The sequence below is a fragment of the Microbacterium sp. BE35 genome (assembly GCF_031457705.1).
Classification (GTDB): domain Bacteria; phylum Actinomycetota; class Actinomycetes; order Actinomycetales; family Microbacteriaceae; genus Microbacterium; species Microbacterium trichothecenolyticum.
The window spans coordinates 1-23,651 of the sequence record NZ_JAVDXD010000002.1 but is presented as its reverse complement, the minus strand read 5'-3'; the positions used below and the strand labels follow the sequence as shown (position 1 = coordinate 23,651).

Below are 23,651 nucleotides of genomic sequence, written 5' to 3'. Positions count from 1 at the left end.
CGGGCGGAGACACCCGGAGGTGCTCCGCCCGCGGCGCTCGGGTCGGCCTACTTGGTCACGGTGACCTTGAGCGGGGCGCTCGCCGTCGTGCCGGCGGCGTTCGTGAACTCGACCGTGTAGGTGTACGTCCCCTTGGCCTTGCCCGACACCGGCAGGGTCGCGCGCTGCGCGCCCGGGGTGGCCGCCTTCAGGTCGCCCGCGCCGACCTCGACGCCGTTCTCGAGGAACCGGTACGAGGTGGCGTTGGTGCCCCACCAGAGATCGGCGGTCACGGTGTACGACCCGGTGCCGCCGCGTGCGTCGCTCGACAGGACGGGCTTGCCGGGCGAGGCATCCGTCACCTTCACGGTGAGCGGCTGCGTCGCGGTCGTGCCCTTCGAGTTGACCAGCTCACCGGTGAAGACGTACGTGCCGTTGACGAGGCCGGTGATGTCGACGACCGCGCTCTGCGCGCCGGGCGTCATCATCGTGAGCGGCACCTTGGCGACGAGCTCGCCGTCGCGGTAGAGCTTGAACAGCGAGCCGTTCTCGCCCCACCACAGGTTCATCGTCAGCTGGAACGTGCCGTCCTTGAGGCCGGTGTCCCATCCGTCGTTCGACGAGAGCACGCCCTTGGCCGGGGCCGTCTTCGCGCCGTCGTTCGAGGCGACCTCCGGGAGGGTGACGGACGCCGTCGCCGCCGACCGCTCGCCCTCGCCGAGGGCGTTCACGCCCGCGACCTCGTACGAGTGGGTCGTGCCGAGCTCGAGCGCCCGGACCGTGCAGCTGGTGCTGCTCGTCTCGCACACCGGGTCGGCGCCGCCCGCCTCGTATACGCGGTACCCCGTGAATCCCGGACCGGTGACAGCCGAGGCATCCCACGCGACCGTGATCGAGGTGTCGCCCGCGAGCGCGGCCGTCACGTTCTGCGGCGCGCCGGGAAGCGTCTCGTCGGCCACGGCGAGCCACGAGATGACCGGCTTCTCGGCGCCGGCGCCCTCGTTGGTGACGAGGTAGTCGACTGTGGCCGGAGCCGTCAGCGTGAAGGTGAGCGGCGCCGCGATCGGCGTGCTCGATCCGGACAGCGGGACGGTGCCCTTGGCGAGCTCCGTGCCGCCGACAGACACCGTCTGGTACATCGCGCGGTTGAGGTTCCACCACTCGGTGAAGCCGGCCGTCAGCGTGTACGTGCCCGCGTCGAGGGGCAGACGGTAGACGAGCTTCGTCGTGTCCTGGTACAGACCCGTCGAGTACTTGTCGTTGATGTCGGTGGTGCCCTTCGTCTTCATGCCGTCGGCGATGTAGCCCCACTGGTCGGCGGCGGTCGAGACCTGGTCCACCCTGTCGTTGCGCAGGCTCACCGAGCCGGCGACGGCGGTGTACTGCGGCGAGGCAGCGCCGCTCGTCCCCGAGTCGATGTAGTAGACCAGCGCCGGCGGGATGATCTCGTAACCGGCGATGACGGCCTGATCGGTGTCGGTCAGGCGACCCGTGACGGTGAGCTTGCGGTACACCGTGCGCGGCTGCGCGGCGGAGGCGGCATCCCACTCCACGGCCTTCTCGGAGCCTGCGACCGTCACCGTCTCGGGCAGGTCCTCGTCGACGGTCAGCGCACCCTGCACCCCGACGTCGCGAGGAAGGCTCTGCACGTAGACGAGCGCGAGGCGGGCGTTGTAGCCGCTCGTGCCGTTGGTGCCGAACTCGACGTCGACCACGGCGTCCGCGTCGAGCGTCAGCGCCTGCGCGACCGGCGTGGCCGATCCCGTCGACGTGGCGTTCTTCGTGGTCTCGGTGCCGGCCGCCCTCACCTTGGAGTAGACGTTGGTCGTGAGCCCCGCACGCGGTGCCTGAACGGCGACGACGTTGTACGAGCCCGCGGGCAGCGTCAGGTGGTAGGTGATCGGCTTGTTGTAGTCGGCGCCGACGTACGACGAGCCCCAGTCCGCCGGCGTGCCCGCCGCGATCGTGGTCGCCGTGGTCGAGTAGCCCCACGTCGTGCCCGCCGTCGTGCCGTCCCACTTCTGGTCGCTGGTGTCGTTGACGAGCCCCGGAGCGGATGCCTTCACCGCCGCGTACACCGACCCGGCCGGAGCACCCGTCGCGCCCGAGTCGATGAAGTAGTCGAGATCCGCCGGGACGACGAGCACCGTGGCGCTGAAGCGCTGGTACACGCCCGACGACAGCTTCTCGGTCGATCGGCCGGCCGCGACGAACGTACCCAGCTCGGCGACGCTCTTCGCGCTCGTCGTCGACGCGAGGCTCCACGTGACCTTCGCGTTCGTGCCGCCGAGGTCGAGCTTGGCGGGGAGCGCCCGATCGGTCGAGGTGATGGTGACGACGCCCAGGTCGAGCACGTCGGCGCTGACATCCTTCGGCACGAGGCCGTCCGCGGCCGCCGTCAGTCGGGCCGCGATCGCCACGGAACCCTCGGTATCGAGGCCGTAGGCCGCCGGGTCGTCGAGCGCGGCGGTCGCGTTCGCCTTGACAGCCGCGAACACCGCCCACGTCTCGGCGCTGTACTCGCCCTCGTCGAGGCCCTTCACGGCGTCGGCCACCGCGGCGAGCGCCGTGGTGTCGGCCTTCGCCGAGTCGGCCGTCGCGGTGACCACGCCGACGGCGTCGACGTTGATCGACGCGTCGTTCGCGGTCTTGATCACGACGGTATGCGGGCCGCTCGACAGACCGCGGAGGATGAACGTGGTGCGCTCACTGCCGGCGGCGAACGTCGGCGCGGCCGTTGCGACCTGCACGCCGTCGACGATCACGTCGACGGTCGTGGTCCCGGCGTTGGTGCCGATGATGTCCATGCCGGTGCCCGTGAAGGAATACGTCATCGACGCTCCCTTCGCCGTGCTCTTGGAGGCCGTGCGCTGCCACTCGAACATGCCCTGGCCGTTCGCGTGGCTCCAGTTCTTGTCGAACTGCAGCACGGGCACCGAGCGGTCCGCCCAGCTGGTCTGGTGCATCCCGTCGATCATCGCGGCGTAGTACGGCGTGTAGCCGGGCACCGTCTCGATCTTCAGGTTGTCGAACTGCACGAAGTTGAAGCTGGAACCCAGCTGGATGCGACCGGTCGCCTGGGGTGCAGCATCCGTGTACGCCGCGACCTCCACGCCGTTGACGTATGCCGTGTACACCGACCCGGCCACCGTCACGGCGATGTTGTTCCACACGCCCGCGCCGGTCTTGAACGCCGCGGCGGCGTTGCCCGCCACGGTGCCCGTCGAGAGCGTCGCGCCGAAGCGCATGAACGTCCAGGCGCCGGTCGGGTCGATCTTCAGCTCAGCGGCCGAGACGCTCTGGCCGTTGGCTGTGCCGCCCTGCTCGCGTGCGCCGATGGTCGCGTACTGGGATCCGGATGCCTCGAACAGCACGTCCGAGGAGACCGTGTAGTTCGCCCAGCGGGCGTCGCCGATCGTCGTCTTCGGGTCGCCGCCGTTCCATGCACCCCCGGCCATGCCCGGGCCCACCTGCTGGCGGAGCACACGGTCGTGCGCCGTGTCCGGGGTCGCAACCGACTCGAACGCGCCGTTCGTGTCGTTCGCGTACCGCGGGGTGGCGCCGTTGTCCTCGCTCTGGACGGCAGGCGTGCCGGCGGGCTTCGTCTGGTTGCCGCGGCTGTCGAGGTACGAGACCGTCCCGTCGGAGAGCTCACCGCTCGCCGGGTCGTAGTCCTTGATGTTGCCCTGTTCGGCGTAGTCGAAGTCGTCGGCGTAGAGGACCGCGTCGTCGGTGACGCCGTTGACGTTGCCGCTCGCATCGGTGTCGAGCACGTCGCGGCCCCCGTCGGCGTCGGTGTACTCCTTCGACGACGGCAGCGCGCTGCCGTAGCCGTCCTTCGCCGCGAGCTTGCCGGCCGCACCGACGGTCGCGTGGTCGAGCGTCGTGAACGTGACCGCCGACCACGGCTTGACCGTGACGCTGTACGTGCCGTCGGCGGCGGGGGTGACCTCGCCGACCGGCTTCAGGTAGTTCGCGTCGTACGCCTGGCCGGCGTCGGCCGCCCGCGTCTCCCACACCTCACCGGTCTGGTCGGCGCCGAGGTTCAGGTCCTTGGCGACGATCCGGTAGGTCTTCGTGAACTTCGAGTCGTTGATGATGACGGTCGAGAAGTCCGACGCGTCCGGCGCCGCGAGCGTCGTGTACGACGCTCCGCCCGCTCGCGCGCCGCTCGGCGGGTTGCCCGTGCCGAGCTCGCTGCCCGACGCCTTCGGGATCGCGCGCCAGATGCCGGCGGTGTTGTCGGCGTTCTCCCACCCGAGCTTCGCGAACTGGGTGAAGTGCTCGATGACGGCGAGGCCGCCGTCGTAGTACATCCAGCCCGACCACGGGTCACGGGCGTTCACGAGTTCCTTCGACGAGTACTGGAATCCGTCGTAGAACGAGCCGATCGCCGGCTGGAAGATGTTCATGGTGCGGCGCGACGCGTTGAAGCCGGTCGTGACCCAGTTGCCCATCTCGAGCGCGCTGTTCGTGCCGCCGAACTGCGTGCCGAAGCCGCCCTGCTCGTCGCTCGCGTTGTTGTTCGGGCGGTCGGCGGAGCTCGAGAAGGTCGACTGGCCCTCCGAGTTCCAGACCTCCTTGTCGAGCTGTTCGGCGATCTTCTTCATGTTGCCGGCGCTGTCGTCGGCGCTCGAGTAGTGGAACCCGACGACGTCGACCGCGTCGCGCAGCGACGAGTCGGTGGCCGAGGTCATGGCGTTGCCGAACGACACCGGCGGCGTGCCGACCGTGTCGGCCGCGATGGTCTGGATGGCGCGGTAGAGGCTCTTCTCCTCCTCCGACGCGAAGCCGTTGTTCGGGTCGGACGCGGTCGCTCCCTCGTAGCCCTTCTCGTCGCCGCGCACCCAGCCCGAGAAGTTCTTGTACAGCTGGATGTTGGGGCTCGAGGTCTCGTTCGTGTCGGGGTTGATCGAGTCGATCATGACCCCGAACTCGCGGTAGGCGGCGAGCACGGTGTTCTTGAACCAGATGTACTGGTCGGCGTCATTCGCGACCCACGCCGGGCGGTTCCAGCGCAGGAGGCTCACGTGCACGTCGCCGTGGGCGACGAGCTGGGCGTCGGCGGCGAGCTGGAAGCCGGGCTCGCGCAGGACGTTGGGGTACTCGTCGCGCGTGCGCATCGTCGATGCGTTCGGGCCGGTCGAGGTGTTGCGGTCGTTGCCCATCTCGATCTTGACCGTGTTCATGATCGGGTGGTCCCCGCCGAACAGCGTCTCGATGAGCTCCCAGTACGCGTCGGGATGCTGCGACTTGTAGTCCAGCAGCAGCGCGCTCGTCGAGTTCGCCGACAGCACGCCGAACCCCTTGAACGTGAGGCCGTTCCTATTCTGCGCGGCGGCCGCGATGTCGGCGCCCGTGACGTTCACGGTGACCGGATCCGCGCCCGCCGCCTGAGCCATGGTCGGCACGGCGAGCGGCGCCGCGACCACTGCAGCGGTCACCACCGCCACCAGCGTCGTGCGCACCCGTCGTGGTCTCCGTCCGTCCTTCGGACGAGGCATCCATCCCTGCGACATCGCAGTCTCCGTTCCCCTGGGGCTCTCGCGTGCGCACGCGGACCCGGACCGGCGTCGACGCACGAGTGGGGCACGACCGCGTGCCCGCAGCGAAATCCTCTCGTGGGATGTGCGGATGCGGAAACCGAAACGAACAGATTCGTTCAGTCTTGAACCGACTCGAACACACTTGTACGCTGAGGCGATCATGGAGCAGCCCACCGACCCGCCGGCCTTCGGCCTCTCGCGCCGCGAGCACATCCTCGACGAACTGCGGCGTTCGGGCTCGGTGCGGGTGGCCGACCTCGCGCGTGGGCTCGGAGTCTCCGAGCTCACCATCCGGCGCGACATCGGACAGCTGGCCGACCGCGGCCTCGTCACACGCGTGCACGGCGGCGCGACGCTGCGCAGCCGGCTCGACACGACGGTTCCTGCATCCTCGGGCGCCCCCATCCGGTTCCGGGTCGGGATGGTCGTTCCGTCGCTCAGTTACTACTGGCCCCACATCATGATCGGCGCGCGGGCCGCGGCGACCGAGGTCGGCGTCCAGCTCATCCTCCGAGGTGCGACCTACTCCGTCGACGATCAGCGCCGGCAGATCGCCTCGCTCGTCGAGTCCGGCAGCCTGCACGGGCTCATCGTGGCGCCCGAGACCCTCGGCGCCGACGGGCGCGCCCTGCTGCACTGGCTCGAGGCGCTGCCGATCCCCGTCGTGCTCGCCGAGCGGCGCGTGCCGTCGGCGCTCGCGCTCACGAGCCTCGAGTGGGTCACCACCGACCACGTCTTCGGCGGCTCGCTCGCGGCCGACCACCTGGCCTCACTCGGCCACCGGCGCGTCGGCATCCTCACTTCGGCCGGCTCGCCCACGTCGTGGCAGCTCCGCCGAGGATGGGACCGCGCCGTCGAGGGGCTGGGACTCGAGTGCCTCGTCGACGTCGACGCGACGCTCGACGCTCTCGACGGGGTCGCCCGCGAGGCCCTCATCGCCGACGTGCTCGAGCGCTGCCGTGAGACCCGCACCACCGCACTCCTCATTCACAACGACCCTCAGGCGGTGCTGTTGCAGCAGCACGCGCGCGACCACGGCTGGTCGATCCCCGAGGACCTCGCGATCGTGGCCTACGACGACGAGGTCGCCGAGAGCGCCGAGCCCGCCATCACGGCGCTGCGTCCGCCCAAGCAGCAGGTCGGCCGTCTCGCCGTCGAGACGATGGTCGCCCGCCTGAGCGAGGGCGCGCGGCGCCCGGTGCAGCGCGTGTACCTCCTTCCGGAACTGCTGCCGCGCGCCTCCACTGTGGGCACCGTGCACTGACCCGCCCCCACTTCGACAGGTCAACCGGGGCTCTGCAGGCCCTCCGAACTCAGTGCGGTCCTGCGGAGGCGCGGTTGACCTGTTGAAACGCATCGCCGGAGGGCGCCGCCGCAGGCCAATTTGCACGATCACACCTTTAGTGCAAAACTGCATGATGTGACAGATAGTGCAGACGGACTTCGCGAGCGCCGGCGTGCCGCGACCACGCGCACCCTGATCCGCACCGCACGGCGGTTCACCGCCGAGCACGGCCTGGCCGGCTTCACCGTCGAGGAGCTGTGCAGCGAAGCCGCGGTGTCGCGACGCACGTTCTTCAACTACTTCGCCTCGAAGGACGACGCCGTCCTCGGCATCCCTCTGGAGCGATCGGATGCTGCCGCCATCGCCCGCTTCCTCGCCGGCGCGTCCGACGAGCCGGGCATCTCGCCGAACCTGCTCACCGACCTCGCTCTCCTCTCCGAGGAGCGCTGGCGCGCGCTCGACATCGCCCCCGACACCGTGCAGGACCTGTTCCGCGCGGTCGAGAAGGAGCCCCGGCTGCTCGCGCGCATGCTCGAACTGGGGGTCGAGGGCGAGCAGTTCGACGCTCGACTCATCGAGCAGCGCGAGAACCTGCCGTCGGGCGATCTCCGCGCGCAGGTCGCCTCACAGGTCGTCGGCGCACTCGTCCGCTCGGCGGCCGGCGAGTTCCTGAAGCCCGGCAGCCCCGACGCGTTCATCCAGATCTTCGAGCGGCGCATCGGCGCGGCGCGCGACCTCTTCGCCACGCAGACCGTATTGATGGGAACCCCCGAATGACCACCGCCACCGTCCCCACCGCCAAGCCCGGCGGCGAGGCGCCGTTCCTGCTCACGCAGCGGCGCATCTGGATCATCTTCTCCGCGCTCATCGCGGGCATGCTCCTGTCGAGCCTCGACCAGACCATCGTCTCGACCGCGATGCCGACGATCGTCGGCGAGCTCGGCGGCGTCTCGCACCAGGTCTGGATCACGACCGCGTACATCCTCGCGACCACGATCGTCATGCCCATCTACGGCAAGTTCGGCGACGTGCTCGGCCGCCGACGCCTGTTCATGGTGGCGATCGCGATCTTCACGCTCGCATCGGTCGGCTGCGCGTTCGCGACCGACTTCTGGATGTTCGTCGTCTTCCGCGCGATCCAGGGCCTCGGCGGCGGCGGGCTGATGATCCTCTCGCAGGCGATCATCGCCGACATCGTGCCCGCCGACCAGCGCGGCAAGTACCTCGGCCCGATCGGCGGCATCTTCGGCCTCGCGGCCGTCGCCGGCCCGCTCCTGGGCGGCTTCTTCGTCGACCACATGACCTGGCAGTGGGCCTTCTACATCAACATCCCGGTGGGCATCGCGGCGTTCTTCATCGCCGTGTTCGCCCTGAAGCTGCCGAACAAGAAGGCGGAGAAGCCGATCGACTGGCTGGGCGTGCTGTTCCTCTCAGCCGCCACCACATGCCTCATCTTCTTCACCGACTTCGGCGGCTCGGCGGACCAGGGCTGGGACTCCGGGGCGACCTGGGCGTGGGGCGCGGGGCTCGTCGCCTCGGCCGGACTGTTCATCTTCACCGAGTCGCGCGCGGCCGACCCCATCATGCCGCTGTCGATGTTCCGCAACCCGATCTTCATCAATGCGACCGCGATCGGCATGGCGATCGGAATCGGCATGTTCGCGGCTCTCGGCTTCGTGCCGACCTTCCTTCAGATGTCGTCGGGCACGTCGGCCGCAGCATCCGGTCTCCTCATGCTCCCGATGATGGTCGGCGTGATGGGCATGTCGATCGCGTCGGGCCTGCTCATCACCAAGACCGGCAAGTACAAGCTGTTCCCGATCGTCGGCACGCTCATCGTCGGCATCGCGATGGTGCTGATGACGACGCTCACCGCGTCGACGCCGATCTGGCTGATCTGCACGTACCTGTTCCTCTTCGGCGTCGGCCTCGGCTGCATCATGCAGGTCGTCGTGCTGGTCGTGCAGAACGCCGTGCCCGCTGCGGATCTCGGCACCGCGACCTCGACGAACAACTACTTCCGCGAGGTCGGGGCGGCGCTCGGCACTGCGGTGTTCGGCACCCTCTTCACGACGCGTCTCACCGAGAACCTGACGAAGGTCTTCACGGATGCCGGCGCCAGCCCCGAGCAGGCAGGCGAGGCGACGTCGAGCATCGACCCCTCGGTGCTGAACTCGCTGCCCGACACGGTCAGGACGGGAGTCGTGGACGCGTATGCCGACGCGCTCGCGCCCGTGTTCTGGTACCTCGTGCCGTTCATCGCGATCGCCTTCGTGCTGGCCCTCTTCCTCAAGCAGATCCCGCTGTCGGACGTTGCCGGGCTGGTCGCGCGCGGCGAGGCGATCGGGGGCGAGGAGGCGGAGCGGCTCGAAGCCGAGCGGCTGAAGGCCGAGCAGCACAGCGCCGCCCCCACCGGGCGCGCACGCCGTCGCACGCGCGAGAAGGACTCCGCCGCGCGGTAGTCAGGCGCCGAGCCGGCGCTGCACGTCGCCGTAGCCGAGGCTTGCATCGAGGAAGTCGAGCGTGCCGGTCTCGATCAGCTCCCGGCCGGCACGCTCCACTGCGGACAGCGCCGCGCGGGCGAGGCTGCCGCCCACACTGACCCGCTTGACCCCGAGCGAGAAGAGCGTGGGCGCGGGGATGACCGGTGCCACCAATCCCGCGACGACGTTGAGGGGCGCCGGGATCTCCGCGACGAGTCGGCGGATGGTGTCCTCGTCCTTGACCCCCGGCACGAAGATGCAGTCGGCCCCGGCCTCGACATAGCGCTGCGCGCGCTCGACCGTCTCGGCGAACGGATCCTCCGCCGTGCCGATGAAGTATGCGTCGGTGCGCGCGTTCAGTACGAAGCTGCCCGTCGGCGCGGCCGCACGCGCGGCCGCGAGGCGCTCCGCCGCCTCCTCGACCGGGAACAAGACGCCTGCGGAGGCATCCTCGATGTTGCCGCCGACGATCCCCAGCTCGGCGGCGAGCGCGACGGTACGCCCGACCTCCCCCGCGGTGTCCCCGTAGCCCGCCTCGAGATCCGCACTGACGGGCACGCCCACCGCGGCGGCGATCTCCGCGACCCGTTCGAACATGACGCCGGGGTCCAGCGCTCCCCCGTCGGGCACACCGTAAGACCACGCGATGCCCGCACTCGTCGTGGCGACGGCGGGGAAACCCACCTGCTCGAGGATGCGTGCGGTCCCGGCATCCCATGCGTTGGGGATCACGAATCCGGCGCCCGAGTGCAGCGCGAGGAACTCCGAAGCCTGATCTGCCGGCACGAGCCGCCCTTCCCTCCACGCTGAGCGGGCTCAGTCGTCGAGCCGCTGTCCGAGTTCGATGATGAGCCCTTCCGGCCCGCGGACGTAGCAGACGAGCCACACGTCCTCGTAGTTCACGAGCTCCGCCATGGTGTCGTACCCGGCGGCGCGGACCTGGGTGAGCACCCCCTCGACATCGTCGACGCGGTAGGCGAGGTGGCGCAGGCCCAGCGTGTTCGACGGGAGATCGCCGACGGATGGGGGGCTCTCCGGCTGCAGGAACTGCGAGAGCTCGATCGTCCCCGAGCCGTCGGGCGCGGTGAGGAACACCATCTCGACATCGGTGCCGGTGAGCCCGTTGACGCGATCCGCCCACGGACCGCCGACCCGAGCCTTCTCGCCGCGGTGGAATCCGAGCATCTCGAGGAAGCCCGCCATCGCCTCGAGATCCTCGACGATGAGGCCGATGTGCTCGAAGCTGCGGACACCCACCCTCGCGACCTTAGGCGTCGAACGGGCGCAGCGGTACCCCGTCGTACCGCCACCGCGGCACGTCGCGGAATGAAGGAGGGACGATGATCACCGCCTCAGCGTAGACGGACCATCCGACCGCGTCGCCCGAAGGAATCGCGCAGGCGTCAGGGCGCAAGCAGCGCGACCGCCCCCACGGCGACGACGACGAGCGCGAGGAAGAGCGCGACCGCCGCTTTCCACCTGTCCGGCTGCGACAGCCAGACGGGAACATCGAGCAGCTGCACCAGCACCGTGACGGCCGCGACGGCGAAGACCCAGCCTCTGACCTCCCACCTCCACGCGAGCCAGACACCGAGTGCGCCGATCAGTGCCGCGACGACGAGAGCGGCGCACCGGATGAGGAGGTACCACCCCGTGGTGCGCGCGACATGGTCCTCGGCGCGGGCGCCCTCGACGGCGGCCCGGCCGCCCAGGATCCCGAATGCGTTCACCGCGGCGCTGACCAGGGCGAGGGCCAGGACCCATCCGTTCATGCCGCCCACCTTAGGGCCCGACACCTGGGGGCTCGCGGCTACACTGCGGGAATGGCGGACGCGCCCGCGTATCGGATCTGGCCGCCGGTGGCGCTCGGGGTGCCCCTCGTCGCCGGGTGGATCCTCACGGCCGTGGTGGGCGACCCGATCACACTCCCGGTCGGACCATCGCGGGTGATCGCGCTCGTGCTCATCGCCGGGTTCGCACTGTGGAACGGCTGGGCGCTGTGGCTCATGGCCCGGCACCGCACCGCGCTGCTGCCGGGCGGTGCGACCAGCACGATCCTCGACCGCGGTCCGTTCCGCGTCAGCCGCAACCCGCTCTACCTCGGTCTCATCGCGCTCGACATCGCCCTGGCGCTGCTGTGGCCGTCGTTCTGGGCGCTGGTTCTCACGCCGCTCGGCGTGGCGGCGCTGTGGTGGGGTGCGATCACGCCCGAGGAGCGCTACCTCGGCGAGAAGTTCGGCGCCGAGTACGACGACTACCGCGCGCGGGTGCGCCGCTGGCTGTAACCGCCGGCGTTCAGCCGTCCGAGCCCGAGGGGGTCGGCGTCGGTGCGGTCGCCGCCTTCTGCAGATCGGAGATCGCCTTCTCGAACGCGGCGATTGTCGCAGCATCCACCGTTCCCGTCGGCTCGACGCCCAGCTCGGTCTGGAACGCCTGTACTGCGGCTGTCAGCTCGGGCGTCCATACGCCGTCGACGGGGCCGTCCCAGAATCCGACGAGCGTGAGCGTCTGCTGGATCGCGGCCGTCGTCGCGACCGACTCCTGGGCGGCAGCGCCGCCCAGCTCGGCCAGCTTCGCCTGCAGCGCCTCGGCGGTCGCCTTGTCGACGGTGCCGGTGACCGGGAGTCCGGCCGCCCTCTGCAGATCCTCGACGGCCTGGACGGTCAGCGGCCCATAGACGCCGTCGACGTCACCCGTGTAGTAGCCGGCGACGAGGAGGTCCTGCTGGAGCGCCGACGTGTACGCGCGGACCGCCGCTTCGGCCTGCACCGCCTGCTCGTCGGTGAGGCAGCCGGCGTCGGCGACCAGCGCGAGCCACGCCATCTCGAGCGCGACCGCGGCGCTGTTGAACTGCTCGGCCGCGTCCTTCAGGGGCGTGTCGTCGGTAACGGATGCCTCGGCCGCCGCGAACTCGGATTCCGCCTGCTTCACGCGTTCGACGGACGCAGTGGGCGCGAGCGGCGTGCTCGACGGCTCCGCGGGCGCGGGTCCGCTCGGCGTTCCTGTCGGACCCGCCTCCGCCTCGGCGAGCGCGATCTGCGCGTCGACGAGTTCCTGCTGCGCGTCGTACAGCGCCTGGTTCGCGGAGACGGCCGCTTCAGCACCGTCGACCGCATCCTGCCGCGGTTCGGCGAGGTCCGCGCCCGCGTTTCGGACATCGCCGACCGTCGGAGCGGTGTCGTTGAGCACGTCGCCGTAGCGGTCGAGCGCCTCGATGTAGTCCTTGCTCGCGCCGCAGAATGCACCCGACGCAGCGGTGAGCTCGGTCTGCGCCTCGGCGACCGCCTTCTCCTTCGCCGAGACCTGGGCTTTCGCCCGCTCGATCGGGTCGGCCTCGGCGGAGCATCCGGCGAGGACCGTGGCCGCGACGGTGCCCGCGATGACGACGGCGCCCAGCCGCGCAGACACCCTGGTGCGGATCGTCCCCACGTGGCGCCTCCTCCTGAACCGAAGCATGTGAGGCACATCATGGCACCGCGAACGGTCTCGACGCCTCATGCGGATCGCATGAGTTCCGCGTGTGTCGACGCGGAGGTAGTCTGCGACGAGCCGGCGATCCGGAGGAGAAGCCATGACCACGATCGACCCTGAGCGCGACCTCACCCTCGATCGCGTGATCCACGCGCCCCGCGAGGCCGTCTGGGACGCCTGGAGCACACCGAGCCTGCTCGCGAAGTGGTGGGTGCCGGCGCCCACCGTCGCCCGCGTGGACCGGCTTGAGGTCAGCCCCGGCGGCGCCTTCGTCACGAGCATGAGCGACGACGGTGCACTGTTCGCCCCTCACACCGACTCCGTGTTCCTCGTCGTCGAGCCGCATCGCCGCCTCGTCTTCACGAACGCCGTCGACAGCGGCTGGCACCCTGCGAAGCCGGAGCCCGTCGCGATGACCGCCGAGATCAGCCTCGACGACCACGCGGACGGCACCGATTACCGCGTGGTGGTGCGGCACGGCGATGCCGCCGCCCGCACCCGCCACGAAGCGCTCGGGTTCTTCGAGGGATGGAGTGCGGTCACGGCAGCGCTCGCCGCCCTGGCCGAGGGTGGTGCCCGACCGTAGTCACGCCTCCCGAAAGAGCCCCCCGCTGCCCATGAGCCGCGAAGGCGTGAGGACGATCGCGACCCGGAGGGGGTTCACGCGGGGCTGGCGGTACCGCTCGGCGTAGAGGGCGACCGCGAGCGCGACCTCGTCAGGGTCGTCGTGCACCGTCGCCGCGCCCTGGAACGAGAGCCAGCGGGCGCCGTCCACCTGGCTGATCGTGGCGGTGCCGTCGCGCCGCACGTTCCGCACCTTCTGCGAGTCACGCGAGGTGATGATCCGCAACAGCCCGTCGTGCAGCGTGAAGCCGACCGCGACCGCGTGGATGCCGCCCCACGGCGCCAGCGTCGAGAGTGTGCCGATGTGCCGTTCGCGCACGAACTCGATACCCGCCTCCGACAGTTCCCGCACGGGTCCCACGCTACCGGCCGGATGCGTACGCACGCGCCGGGACTCCCGTTCGCGCCGCGGAGAATCTACAGTTCGATGAGGGACGCGTAGATGCGCCTCCAGTCCCCGGAGGAGGCAGCAGAGATGGTGACCAGCATCCCGCTCTCGAGCGGAACACGGATGCCGCAGCTCGGCCTGGGAGTCTACCTCGTCACCGACGTGGGGGTGTGCGAATCGAGTGTGAAGTCCGCCCTCGACTCCGGGTACCGCCTCATCGACACCGCGGCCATCTACCGCAACGAACGGGCGGTGGGACGCGGCATCCGTTCGTCCGGAGTCCCCCGCGAGGAGATCTTCCTCACGACGAAGCTGTGGCCCTCGGACTACGCCTACGACAAAGCGCGCGCCGCGATCGGCGGCGCGCTGGAGCGGCTCGACTGCGGCCCCCTCGACCTGCTGCTCCTGCATCAGCCCGTCGGCGACGTGAAGGGCGCGTGGCGGGCGATGGAGGATGCGGTCGACCAGGGTGTCGTGCGCGCCATCGGGGTGAGCAACTTCGCGGTGCCCGACCTCGAGCGCCTGCTTCCGGCGGCGCGGATCCCACCCGCGGTGGACCAGGTGGAGCTGCATCCGCATTGGCAGCAGCCGGACCTGCTCCCGTTCCTGGCCCAGCACGCGATCGTCCCCGAGGCGTGGTACCCGCTGGGCCACGGGTCGGCCAAGCTTCTCTCGGAGCCTGCGGTCGTGGGGGCTGCGGCCTCACACGGCAAGTCGGCAGTCCAGGTGATCCTCCGCTGGCACGTGCAGCGCGGCTTCGTGGCGATCCCGAAGTCGACCGATCCCGCGCACATCGCCGCGAACATCGACGTCTTCGACTTCGAGCTGAGTCCCGCCGAGATGGCCGGCATCGACGCGCTCGGCAAGGACCGCCCGATGTTCCGCCTGCCGCGCTGGATGATGGCGGCGACCATGCCACTCGCCCGCCCGCGACCGCTCGGGTAGCCGCGCCCGAACGCAGACAGACGCCGCGGCGGCGCATCCGTCTGCCGTCGATGACCGAGCCGGCTCAGCCCGTGCGGGTGCCGACGATGGTCGACGGTGGGAAGGGACCCGCCTGCGCCGTGCCCGTGAGCCGGTCGCCGACGACGTGCAGCGCGACCACGAGCGACATCGGCAGCGGCGCGACGAGGTCGAGTGTGAACTCGGCCGTGTCGCCCGAGGCCGTGCCGCCTCGGATCGCGATCGGGCCGGTGGGACCGATCGCAGTGCCCGTGAGCGAGGTTCCGACCGTCGTCAGCGTGGCGTCGAAGTGGTGGGATCCCGCCAGCGTCGCGACCTCGATCGCCCACTTGCCGTCGATGGCTGCCACGCCGACCTCTTTCGTCCTGACGGCCACGCGGTCGTCGAGGCCATTCTGCCCGCGCGCGGTCCGTTGCGCACGCCGCTGCGGCCGCCGTGTTGAAGGGTTGCCGGGAGGCAGGATGGCGCGGGGTGCGGCGGTCCGGAGCTCGTCCGGACCGCCGCACCGATCGTTCAGCCGCAGCTGCGCGCCGCGATGGGCGATTCCAGCGGCACCGTCACCGCGTCACCGTCGACGGTCGCGGACGCCTCGACGGTCACGACACCCGCGGGGATCGCGACCTGACGCGTCGTGAACGCGCTCGATGTGGTCTTTCCCGGCGCGAGCGCCGCGATCGACTTTCCGCCGTACGGCGTCGTGACGACCAGCGAGACCGGCACCCCTGCGCCGTTCGCCGTCTGCACTGTCAGCACCGCCTTGCCGCTGACACAGCGCGCGCCGGTCGTGATCGACACCTCGAGCGTGGGCTCGGGGGCCTTGAGCACTCCGAGCCGTGCCAGCTGCAGACTCAACGCACGCTCCGGCGCGTCGATCTGGTTCTGCGTGCCCGCGGTGCGCGCGCGGGCTCCGGCCGCCTCCGCCAGGAGTTCCTCGAGCTCGACCCACTCGTTCTCGGGGTAGTCCACCTCCTGGAGCGTCGCCGCATACGCGATGGCGGCATCGAGATCGCTCTTGTCGAGCGGAAGGCCCTGAGCAGTCAGGGTGTCGCTGAGCAGGTAGTGGTCGAAGTCGACGTGCCCGCCCGCCTGCTGCGTCGCGTAGTTGAACAGACCGACTCGATGCCCCATGAAATGCGAGAGACTGCCATCGAGGGTCTGGGGTCCGACGCGGTTGCCGAGCTGCTGCCAGGTCACGCCGTCCAGGCTGTAGAAGAATGTCGTCCACAGCTGACCGGCGGGATTCGCGAAGTCGAGGTCCGCCTTCAGGTGCACTTCGGTGGCCGCTCCGAGATTGGCCGTCGTTCCGGCGACGAACGTCTCGATGGCCGCCTGGTCGATCGTCGCGGCGAAGGGCTGACCGCGGTGGACGACGCCCACCGTGTTCACGCCGTTCACACGCTTGACCGCGACGTACGAGAAGCCGCGGTTGTAGGCCGCGAGGCCCGCGACGTCGCCGTTCTTCATCCCCGAGATGTCGAGCTTCGTCTCGGCCGACTGGCGCGGTCCGAAGGTGCGCTGCGACAGCGTGTTGCGCGCCTCCTCGAGATACGTGACCTCATCCTTGTTCGAGAGCTTGTCGTGACGGAAGTTGCCCGTGACGACCTTGCCGGTGGTCAGCCGCAGCCAGCCGTCGCGATCGGTCAGCGACCAGTACCGGTTGTCGGGGGCGTGGTTCCACTCCCACTGCATCGCGAGGCGCGACCCGTTCGGGGCGATCTCGTCGGGGTGGGGCAGCTCGGTCGTGAGTGGCCGGCCCTTCAACGACACGTCGTCGACCTTGAGGTCCATGAGGTGCGTGTCGGGCGCCGCCAGCGCATTGGCGTTGCTCGTCCACGGTGTCTCGATGAAGATCCGCATCGACGAGAGGGGCTGGGATGCCGGGACGGTGAAGCTGCCCGAGATCGTCGCCCACTGACCCCGCGTGGCCGTGACGCTCGCGAGGTTGGTGAAGGTGCTGCTGCCGTAGCGGGCGGTGATCAGGAACTGCTTCGTCGCCGGGCTGTTCGGATTCTCGTACTTGACCTTCGCGGACACGTCGTACGTGACGTTGTGCTGCACCTTCCCCGACACGTCCTGCGCCGCACCCGAGCCGGTCGTCGTGCGACCGGTCACCTGCAGCGAGCCCGCGCCGGTGGCGGCATCCGTCGACGCTGCGAGCGTAGCCGTGTCGTTCACGATCCACCCCTGCGCGCCGCCCTCGAATCCCGGGTTGGTGAGCAGCTCCACGCCCAGCAGGGACTGGTCGACATCGGGAGCCGCGGGGATCGTCCAGTCCTCGTCCATGTACGCGCGCTGCGGCGCGTCGTTGTCGAAGTCGTCCGAGACCACGATGCTCTTCTGCCGTTCGTACAGCTCTTCGGCAGGACTCAGGTCGATCGGCTTCGCGAACGTGCCGTTGAGCGGGACCGACCCGTTGTTGCCGAACGTCGGCCACCCGTTCGACCACGTCGCCGGGATCAGCGCGGGAATGCGTCCGATCGGGAACGTGTCGCGGAAGAACATCCCCCACCAGTCGGTCCCACCGCCCTCGCGTGCGATCGGCACCAGGCTGCCCTGGGCGAAGCCGTTCGAGTTGAGCACGCCCTTCGCCTCGTACGGGTTGCTTCCGTTGGAGGTCTCATAGCGCCCGAGCAGGTGATCGGAGCGGAACAGTGCGACCTGACGGCCCTGGCCCGACGGCCACGTGATGATCACGATGTAGTACTTGCCGTCGATGTACTGCACCTGCGCGCCCTCGAAGAGACCGCCGATGAACGACGACCCCGGGTAGTCGGAGGTCCGGAGGATCTGCGGGTACTCCGCCACCACGGTTCGCATGTCGCTGCTGAGCTTCACGGCGCTCGTCGATCCCGAGCCGTAGAAGATGTACGCGGTGCCGTCGACGTCGAAGAACAGCGACGGGTCGTGGAACGCACGACCCAACGCGATGCGCTCCCAGGACCCGTCGTCGATGTCGTCCGTCACATAGAGGTAGGACCCGCCGAGGTTGTTGGTGTTGAACGCGACGTACCACTTGCCGTCGTGATACCGGATCGACGACGCCCACTGCCCCTGCCCGTAGGAGGTCTGTCCGTTGCGCAGCGAGAAGGAGTCGCTGATGTCGGCACGGTCGAAGACGTAGTTGACGATCTCCCAGTTCACCAGGTCGTACGACTTCATGATGGGAGCACCCGGGCTGAGGTGCATCGTCGTGCTGATCATGTAGTAGATGTCGCGGCCCTCGTCGTTCTCGGCCGCGGGGACGCGTTCGACCGAGACGTCGGGGACGTCGGCGTTCAGCAGCGGAACGCTGTAGGTCCCGTCGCCCTTGTCGGTGGACGTGTAACCGGAGTCCGGCTGCCACGGATCGGCGGCCTGGGCGGGCGGAGCGGCGAGGAGCAGGCCGGCAGCGACGATGGCGGCGCTCGCGAGGGCGAGGTGCCGCAGCCGGCCTCTGCCGGACCTGCCGGCGGGTGGGCGGTCGAGAACGTCGGGCTGCGCCGAGCGCGGCCCGAATGAGGTGGATGACGGGGACAAGGGTCTCTCCTTGGTCGAGAGCGCGAGCGCAGTCGGCTGCGCAGAGGGGTGTGGTCCGGATGCCGTCCGCGACGGGACGGTCCACCGTCGTCCCGAGGCCGGCGGGTGTGTCCCGCCGGCCCCGGAACGCGCGGGATCGCTACAGCGCGTCCTCCCAGAGCGTGAGCGTGAGGGTGGCCGAGTAGCTTCCCGGCTCGACGTCCGCGGGCGTCTTCAGGCGCAGGTCGGCGTTCGCCTGCCACTGCCCGACCGTTCGCGCCTCGCCGGAGTCCAGCGCGAGGGCAAGGAACTCCTCGCCCTCGAGGCCCACGTTGTTCGGCGCGGAGTCGAAGACGGTACCGACCTCGGGCCCCTCTGCGACTTCTCCGTCGTTCGGGGTGAGCAGGCGCGGGGTCCAGCCCAGTTGCTCCGGACCGATCGGCGTCGCGCCCGCGGCGGTGAACGCCGAGGACTGACCCGTGACGTACCAGAACGCCCCCTCGGGCACCTCTTCCCGATCGTCGGTCACGGTCACCGTCGGCAGCACCCCGGTGAACTCGCGCAGATCGGGGTCGGTCGAGGGCGCTTCGGTCAGCACCGCCCCGCCCGCGACGACGCTCATCGTCAGCGCGCCCACGGGCGGCAGAGCGGCGATGTCGACGCTGACCTGCACGTCGTCATCACCGAGTTCGTCGGCGGCGGCCGCACCGGCAGCGCCGAGCAGCAGCATCCCTCCCAGAGCGCACGCCGCTGTGCGGGCGAGCATTCCTGGCTTCTTCATTCTGTCTCCTGATTCTCGGCGGCATCGCCGCTCGCGGAAGTCGGGGTGACGGCCGGACGGAGCCGCCACCCCGGGTTCGTCAACCGCAGCTGTGCGCGGCGATGGGCGCCGACACGGCGGTGGACACCTGCTGGCCCCCGACAGTCGCCGTGACGGCGACGTCGGCTGCGCCGGCCGGCGTGTTCGCCTGACGCGTCGTGAACGCGCTGGAGACCGACTTGCCGGGTGCGATGACGATCGACGACTTCGAGCCGTACGGGGTCGTGACCGTCGCGGTCACGGGCACCTCATCGGAGTTGGTCACCTTGACCGTCAGCACCGACTTGCCCGCGACGCAGCGTGAAGCTGCGTCGGCGGAGACGTCGAGCGACGGCGCCGCCGACTCGGCGAACGACCACGTGTCGAGCTCGAACAGGTCGCCGCTGCCGCCCTGGAAGGTGAAGAACACGTCGTGCGTGCCCGTCAGTCCCGCGAGGTCGGCGGTCAGATCGGTCCACTGGCCGGCCGTGCCGGTGACAGGGATCGTGCCCACGATCGGTCCGGTCTCGCTGTCGGTGCGCACGTTGATCGATCCACCGCTCTGCAGCGGCTTCACCTTCACCGTGACGGAGGCCGCCCCGGCGTCCCCGAACGCCACCGACGACAGCGCCGTCCAGTCGCCGTTGTCGATGTCCTTCACGACGAGGTTGGGCGCGGCGGCACCGAACTGCGGCGATCCGCCATCGACCTTCTGCGTCGCGATGCCCTTGCTCCAGCCGAGGGTCTCCGCCTCGAACGTGCGGAACGGATCGAAGTCCTTCACCTGGGCCACACCGGCGTAATCGCCCACGACCTGCTTCGCGGTGCCGTCCTCGTTGAAGGTCAGCTCCTGGATGTGCGGGCTGCGGTACCCCTGAGTGGTGTTGCCGTTGACGCGCTTGTTCAGGGTGGGCGCGTGGTAGGTGAAGTAGTACTTGCCCTCGAACTCGAACACCGACTGGTGGTTGTTGCCGCCCGTGCCAGCGCCGAAGAACTGCGACTGGTTCGGGAACAGGACGCCCGCGTAGGCCTCCTTCGGGAACGACATCGGGTCATCCGAGATCATGTAGCCGATCTGGCCGCCGCCGGGGTAGCCCGGAAGCGCGGTCTGGCTGCCGCCGAAGTCGTTGCCTCCGAAGTGCGACGAGTACGACAGGTAGTACTTGCCCTGGCGCTCGAAGACCTGCGCGGCCTCGAACGCCACGGGGGCATCCACCACCGCCGCGGTTCCCTTGGTGGAGACCATGTCGTCACCGAGCTCGATCACGCGGATGTTCTTCGGGTTGTTGAACCGCTCGGCCGCCGGGAAGCTCGTCGAGGCCGGGCCGCCACCGAAGTAGAGGTATGCCTTGCCGTCGTCGGTCACCAGCGGTGCCGGGTCGAACAGCCAGCTGACGCCCGACGCGCCGGGGGTGGTGCCGTTGATCAGCGTGCTCGATCGCACATTGGTCCACGGCCCGATGGGCGAGTCCCCGACGAGGACGTTGCTGGATCCCCCGCCGTTCGCGTAGTACAGGAAGTACTTGTCGACGCCGTTGATCGTCTTCTTCGCGAAGCCCGGTGCCCACGAGTTGCTCGTGTAGGGTGCGACGCCCTGCGGCCCGGCCACCTGGATCTCGCCGTGGTCGGTCCAGTTCACGAGGTCCTCGGACGAGATCAGCGTGATCTGGTTGATGCTGCCGTAGTTGATCTGCGGCGAGATGCCGGTCACCGGGTCGGGCGCGTAGCCCTGGGTGTCGTTGGTCATGAACATGTAGACCCGGCCGTCCTCGGCGTAGCCGAAGCCATCGGCTCCGAACTTGTGCCCGATGAGCGGGTTGTGCTCACCGGGGAGCTTGCCGACGACCTCGATCGTCTTGGACGGCGGGGGCGGCGGGGGCGTGCCGACGAGCGAGACGTCATCCACCACGAAGTCCATCAGGTGGGTGTTCGGGTCGCTCGAGGGCGAGCTGGTCCACGGCGTCTCGATGAACAGGCGCGCGGTCGACACGCTCTGGCTCGCGGGGATCGTGAAGGTCGCGTTGATGTAGCCCCACTGCCCGCGCCCAGGCGTGGTGCTGCCCAGGTTGGTGTAGGTCCCTCCGCCGTAGTGCATCGTGGCGAAGAACTGCTTGGTGGCCGGGCTGCTCGCGTTGTCGTACTTCACCCGGGCCTTGATCGTGTAGGTCTGGCCGGCCTGCACCTTGCCGCTCAGATCCTGCATGGGCCCGGAGCCGGTGGTCGTGCGACCGGCGATCTTGATCGCGGATGCCCCCGAGTAGGCGTCGCCGACGATCGACAGGGTGCCGCCGTCGGTGGCGTTCCCGTTGTTCACGAACCAGCCCTCGAGGCCGGACTCGAATCCGCCGTTCGCGATGAGCTCCTCGTCGGCCGCGGTGGCCGGCTGGGCGAGCCCGCTCACGAGGAGCGCGCTGGCGGCGATCGCCACACCTAGGACGGCCGCCATCCTGCGGCGTCTTGCCGCGTGATGGATCTTTTCTCTGGTCAAGGTCTCCTCCTCATTGATCGATCAACCTCGAGCCGCCTGCACCGCGTGTCGGAACGCGGAGACGACGGCCGGTCGCAGTCTCCCGCGCCCCAGATCTGCTGAGCACTGCTGCGTGCGGCCCGTCCTCATCGGCGGTCGTTCGCATGTTAGCGGTCACAGCTTGGGCTCACAAGGGCGAATGTTCGCGCTATCAACGAACAGACCCGTCTACCTCAAGATGTTCCCGAGCTACATCCCGCAGATCGCGCCTACTCCTCAGACTGCCCCGTCCACCCGTCGTGGAGTGCTCAAAGGTCCAGCGGTCGCGCGCAGCACGAGCCGAGCCGCGCCATCGGATCCGGCCACGGCGGCCCCTCTCCGATCGAATGGAGCACTATCGCGACGGCGAGCTCGGCGAAGTCGTCGGTCGGGGTGCCGATCGCCGTGAGCGGCGACGATCGTCAGCGCGAATCCGCTCCGCCTGGTCGCGCGATCGACCGCATCGAGCGGCCGTGCTGCCCGCGGCGAACCACCGCTTGTCGCCACGACGGCAGCGAGCTGAGGACGCACGCGTCCGGCGAGGACGCACGCCGAGATGTTCGGCTCGTCCCCGACGCGGGCGACCACCACCAGCACGTGGCGGCGCGTCTCATCGGTCAGCCCTCCCCCGCCGTCGATCGCCCGGGACACCGTCGCGTGCGAGACACCGGCGGTCTCGGCGACGTCATAGTGGTGGGCGGAAGACGTCTCCGCCTAGGCTGCAGGACCACGCGGGCTCACGTCTCACGATGACCGATGGACGAGAGTGGCGGCGCAGACTGCGGATCTGAGCGCGTCGAACGGCGAGACGCCGGTAGAGTCGCTCTATCCCACGGCGCCGAAACGAACCGACCCGGATGCAACAACGAGCCAGATCCCGTACGAACCCGCACGTGACGATGCAGGATGTCGCCCAGCAGGCGGGGGTCTCGGCGCAGACTGTGTCCAACGTTGTGAACGGTCGTACCGAGCGGGTCAGTGTGGAGACGATCGACCGTGTCGCCCGCGTCATCGACGAGCTGGGCTATCGACTCAATCAGAGTGCTCGCTCGCTGCGGAAGGGGCGGACGGGGATGGTCGGCCTCGGCGTGCCCGTCCTGGCATCGGAGTACTACGGCGAGCTGGCCGAGCGGCTTTCTCGCCTGTTCGCTGAACGCGGCATCCGTTTGGTGACCGAGAACACGCGCGGCGCGATGGCTGCGGAGATGGACTCCCTCGCGGCGTCGCAGCTCGAGACATACGACGGATTCATCCTTGCGATCGCGGCGAGCGAGTCCGCCGAGCTCGATCGGATCCTCCCGAACAAGCCGATCATCCTGCTCGGCGAACGCGCCGTGTCCGCCCGGTTCGACCACGTCCTGATGGACAACGTCGGCGGCGGGGCGATGGCGACAGGTCATCTGCTCGACCGCGGTGCGCGGGCGGTGGTCGCGCTCGGCGGCGCCGGGTCGGGGGGCGAGTCCCTTCAGACCCTTCGCACACGGGGGTACGCGGATGCGCACCGCGGACGCGGCCTCGGAGTGAGGCAGGAACTCATCCTCAACACCGGGCTCGACATGGCCGACGGATTCCGGGCGATCTCGGCGCTCGTCGACGCCGGCGTCCCCTTCGACGGCGTCTTCGCTCTCACTGACTCCAGCGCCCACGGAGCGTTGCGGGCGCTCACGGATCGCGGCATCCGCGTTCCCGAGGACGTTCAGGTGGTGGGGTTCGACAATGTACGGGCGAGTTCCTACACCTCGCCTCGATTGACAACGATCGAGCCCTCGAACGACGAGATGGCCGACGAGATCGTGGACATCATGCTCATGCGCCTCCAGACCGGCGGCCCGACGCAGGAGCCCCGGCGCAGCATGCTGCCGACACGCCTCATCGTGCGCGAGACCACGCGTTAGCACGCCCCGTCGTCCTGGCCGTCCCGCCGCACCGACCAGGCGGGAACGCGCGCTCCGCTGGGCAGCCGCGCAGAGCGACTGCCCACCCCCTGATGAACGGGCGGCTCATCCGACCGCGAATGTCGGGCTGTTAACGCGGAATGGCCACCCGTGGGGGTGGCCATTCCGTGAATGGGTGTCCGGCGGTGTCCTACTCTCCCACAGGGTCCCCCCTGCA

Annotated in this window: 17 protein-coding genes and 1 pseudogene; 7 read left to right on the top strand and 11 right to left on the bottom strand. The window is 69.5% G+C overall.

All coding sequences use genetic code 11. The features are described from left to right. Positions 1-47 precede the first annotated feature (47 nt). Complete coding sequence (locus J2Y46_RS06405) at positions 48-5,447, bottom strand: fibronectin type III domain-containing protein (RefSeq protein ID WP_310241137.1); 5,400 nt, start codon at positions 5,445-5,447, stop codon at positions 48-50. A 238-nt stretch (positions 5,448-5,685) separates the two neighbouring features. Here J2Y46_RS06405 and J2Y46_RS06400 point away from each other — a divergent pair, with 238 nt between their 5' ends. The 3 genes from J2Y46_RS06400 (at position 5,686) to J2Y46_RS06390 (ending at position 9,272) form a co-directional block, all read left to right on the top strand. Then, positions 5,686-6,789, top strand: coding sequence for a substrate-binding domain-containing protein (locus J2Y46_RS06400; protein ID WP_310241136.1), 1,104 nt, complete (start codon positions 5,686-5,688; stop codon positions 6,787-6,789). 156 nt (positions 6,790-6,945) lie between these two features. Beyond that, positions 6,946-7,587: a helix-turn-helix domain-containing protein gene (locus J2Y46_RS06395; RefSeq protein ID WP_310241134.1), complete on the top strand. Its 642-nt coding sequence runs from the start codon at positions 6,946-6,948 to the stop codon at positions 7,585-7,587. Continuing rightward, positions 7,584-9,272 (top strand): MDR family MFS transporter, encoded by a 1,689-nt coding sequence (locus J2Y46_RS06390; protein WP_045301204.1) that lies wholly within the window; start codon positions 7,584-7,586, stop codon positions 9,270-9,272. The genes J2Y46_RS06395 and J2Y46_RS06390 overlap by 4 nt, the downstream gene beginning before the upstream one ends. Here J2Y46_RS06390 and J2Y46_RS06385 read toward each other — a convergent pair whose 3' ends face one another. The 3 genes from J2Y46_RS06385 to J2Y46_RS06375 form a co-directional block, all read right to left on the bottom strand. Next, positions 9,273-10,079, bottom strand: coding sequence for an isocitrate lyase/phosphoenolpyruvate mutase family protein (locus J2Y46_RS06385; RefSeq protein ID WP_310241131.1), 807 nt, complete (start codon positions 10,077-10,079; stop codon positions 9,273-9,275). A gap of 30 nt (positions 10,080-10,109) precedes the next feature. Continuing rightward, complete coding sequence (locus tag J2Y46_RS06380; RefSeq protein ID WP_310241129.1) at positions 10,110-10,550, bottom strand: VOC family protein; 441 nt, start codon at positions 10,548-10,550, stop codon at positions 10,110-10,112. A 146-nt stretch (positions 10,551-10,696) separates the two neighbouring features. After that, complete coding sequence (locus J2Y46_RS06375; protein WP_310241127.1) at positions 10,697-11,065, bottom strand: hypothetical protein; 369 nt, start codon at positions 11,063-11,065, stop codon at positions 10,697-10,699. A gap of 51 nt (positions 11,066-11,116) precedes the next feature. Here J2Y46_RS06375 and J2Y46_RS06370 point away from each other — a divergent pair, with 51 nt between their 5' ends. Further along, entirely contained in the window at positions 11,117-11,578 is a 462-nt protein-coding gene (locus tag J2Y46_RS06370; RefSeq protein WP_310241125.1) for an isoprenylcysteine carboxylmethyltransferase family protein, read from the top strand. Between the two features lie 10 nt (positions 11,579-11,588). Here J2Y46_RS06370 and J2Y46_RS06365 read toward each other — a convergent pair whose 3' ends face one another. After that, positions 11,589-12,722, bottom strand: a complete 1,134-nt coding sequence (locus J2Y46_RS06365) for a peptidoglycan-binding domain-containing protein (RefSeq protein WP_310241123.1) — start codon at positions 12,720-12,722, stop codon at positions 11,589-11,591. Between the two features lie 142 nt (positions 12,723-12,864). Here J2Y46_RS06365 and J2Y46_RS06360 point away from each other — a divergent pair, with 142 nt between their 5' ends. After that, on the top strand, positions 12,865-13,350 hold the full coding sequence (locus tag J2Y46_RS06360) for an SRPBCC domain-containing protein (RefSeq protein WP_310241121.1): 486 nt from the start codon (positions 12,865-12,867) through the stop codon (positions 13,348-13,350). Here J2Y46_RS06360 and J2Y46_RS06355 read toward each other — a convergent pair whose 3' ends face one another. Continuing rightward, a complete protein-coding gene (locus J2Y46_RS06355) occupies positions 13,351-13,740 on the bottom strand; it encodes a PPOX class F420-dependent oxidoreductase (RefSeq protein WP_310241120.1) in 390 nt (129 codons plus the stop codon). A gap of 123 nt (positions 13,741-13,863) precedes the next feature. Between J2Y46_RS06355 and J2Y46_RS06350 the strand changes: the two genes are divergently transcribed. Continuing rightward, positions 13,864-14,721: an aldo/keto reductase gene (locus J2Y46_RS06350; RefSeq protein WP_310241118.1), complete on the top strand. Its 858-nt coding sequence runs from the start codon at positions 13,864-13,866 to the stop codon at positions 14,719-14,721. A 64-nt stretch (positions 14,722-14,785) separates the two neighbouring features. On the opposite strand, the gene J2Y46_RS06345 is transcribed toward J2Y46_RS06350, so the two are convergent. From J2Y46_RS06345 to J2Y46_RS20675, 5 genes and pseudogenes are all read right to left on the bottom strand, one after another. Next, positions 14,786-15,088 (bottom strand): hypothetical protein, encoded by a 303-nt coding sequence (locus J2Y46_RS06345; protein ID WP_052676877.1) that lies wholly within the window; start codon positions 15,086-15,088, stop codon positions 14,786-14,788. A 164-nt stretch (positions 15,089-15,252) separates the two neighbouring features. Next, a complete protein-coding gene (locus J2Y46_RS06340; RefSeq protein WP_310241116.1) occupies positions 15,253-18,255 on the bottom strand; it encodes a family 43 glycosylhydrolase in 3,003 nt (1,000 codons plus the stop codon). 139 nt (positions 18,256-18,394) lie between these two features. Next, positions 18,395-19,015 carry a hypothetical protein gene (locus J2Y46_RS06335; RefSeq protein WP_052676876.1) on the bottom strand — a complete coding sequence of 207 codons (621 nt, stop codon included), beginning with the start codon at positions 19,013-19,015 and terminating at the stop codon, positions 18,395-18,397. A gap of 79 nt (positions 19,016-19,094) precedes the next feature. Further along, complete coding sequence (locus tag J2Y46_RS06330; protein ID WP_310241115.1) at positions 19,095-21,479, bottom strand: family 43 glycosylhydrolase; 2,385 nt, start codon at positions 21,477-21,479, stop codon at positions 19,095-19,097. Positions 21,480-21,776: 297 nt separating this feature from the next. Then, a pseudogene (locus J2Y46_RS20675) lies at positions 21,777-22,217 on the bottom strand (hypothetical protein); the annotation flags it as partial. A gap of 221 nt (positions 22,218-22,438) precedes the next feature. Here J2Y46_RS20675 and J2Y46_RS06325 point away from each other — a divergent pair. Beyond that, positions 22,439-23,434 (top strand): LacI family DNA-binding transcriptional regulator, encoded by a 996-nt coding sequence (locus J2Y46_RS06325; RefSeq protein ID WP_396653169.1) that lies wholly within the window; start codon positions 22,439-22,441, stop codon positions 23,432-23,434. The last annotated feature ends 217 nt before the right edge of the window (positions 23,435-23,651 follow it).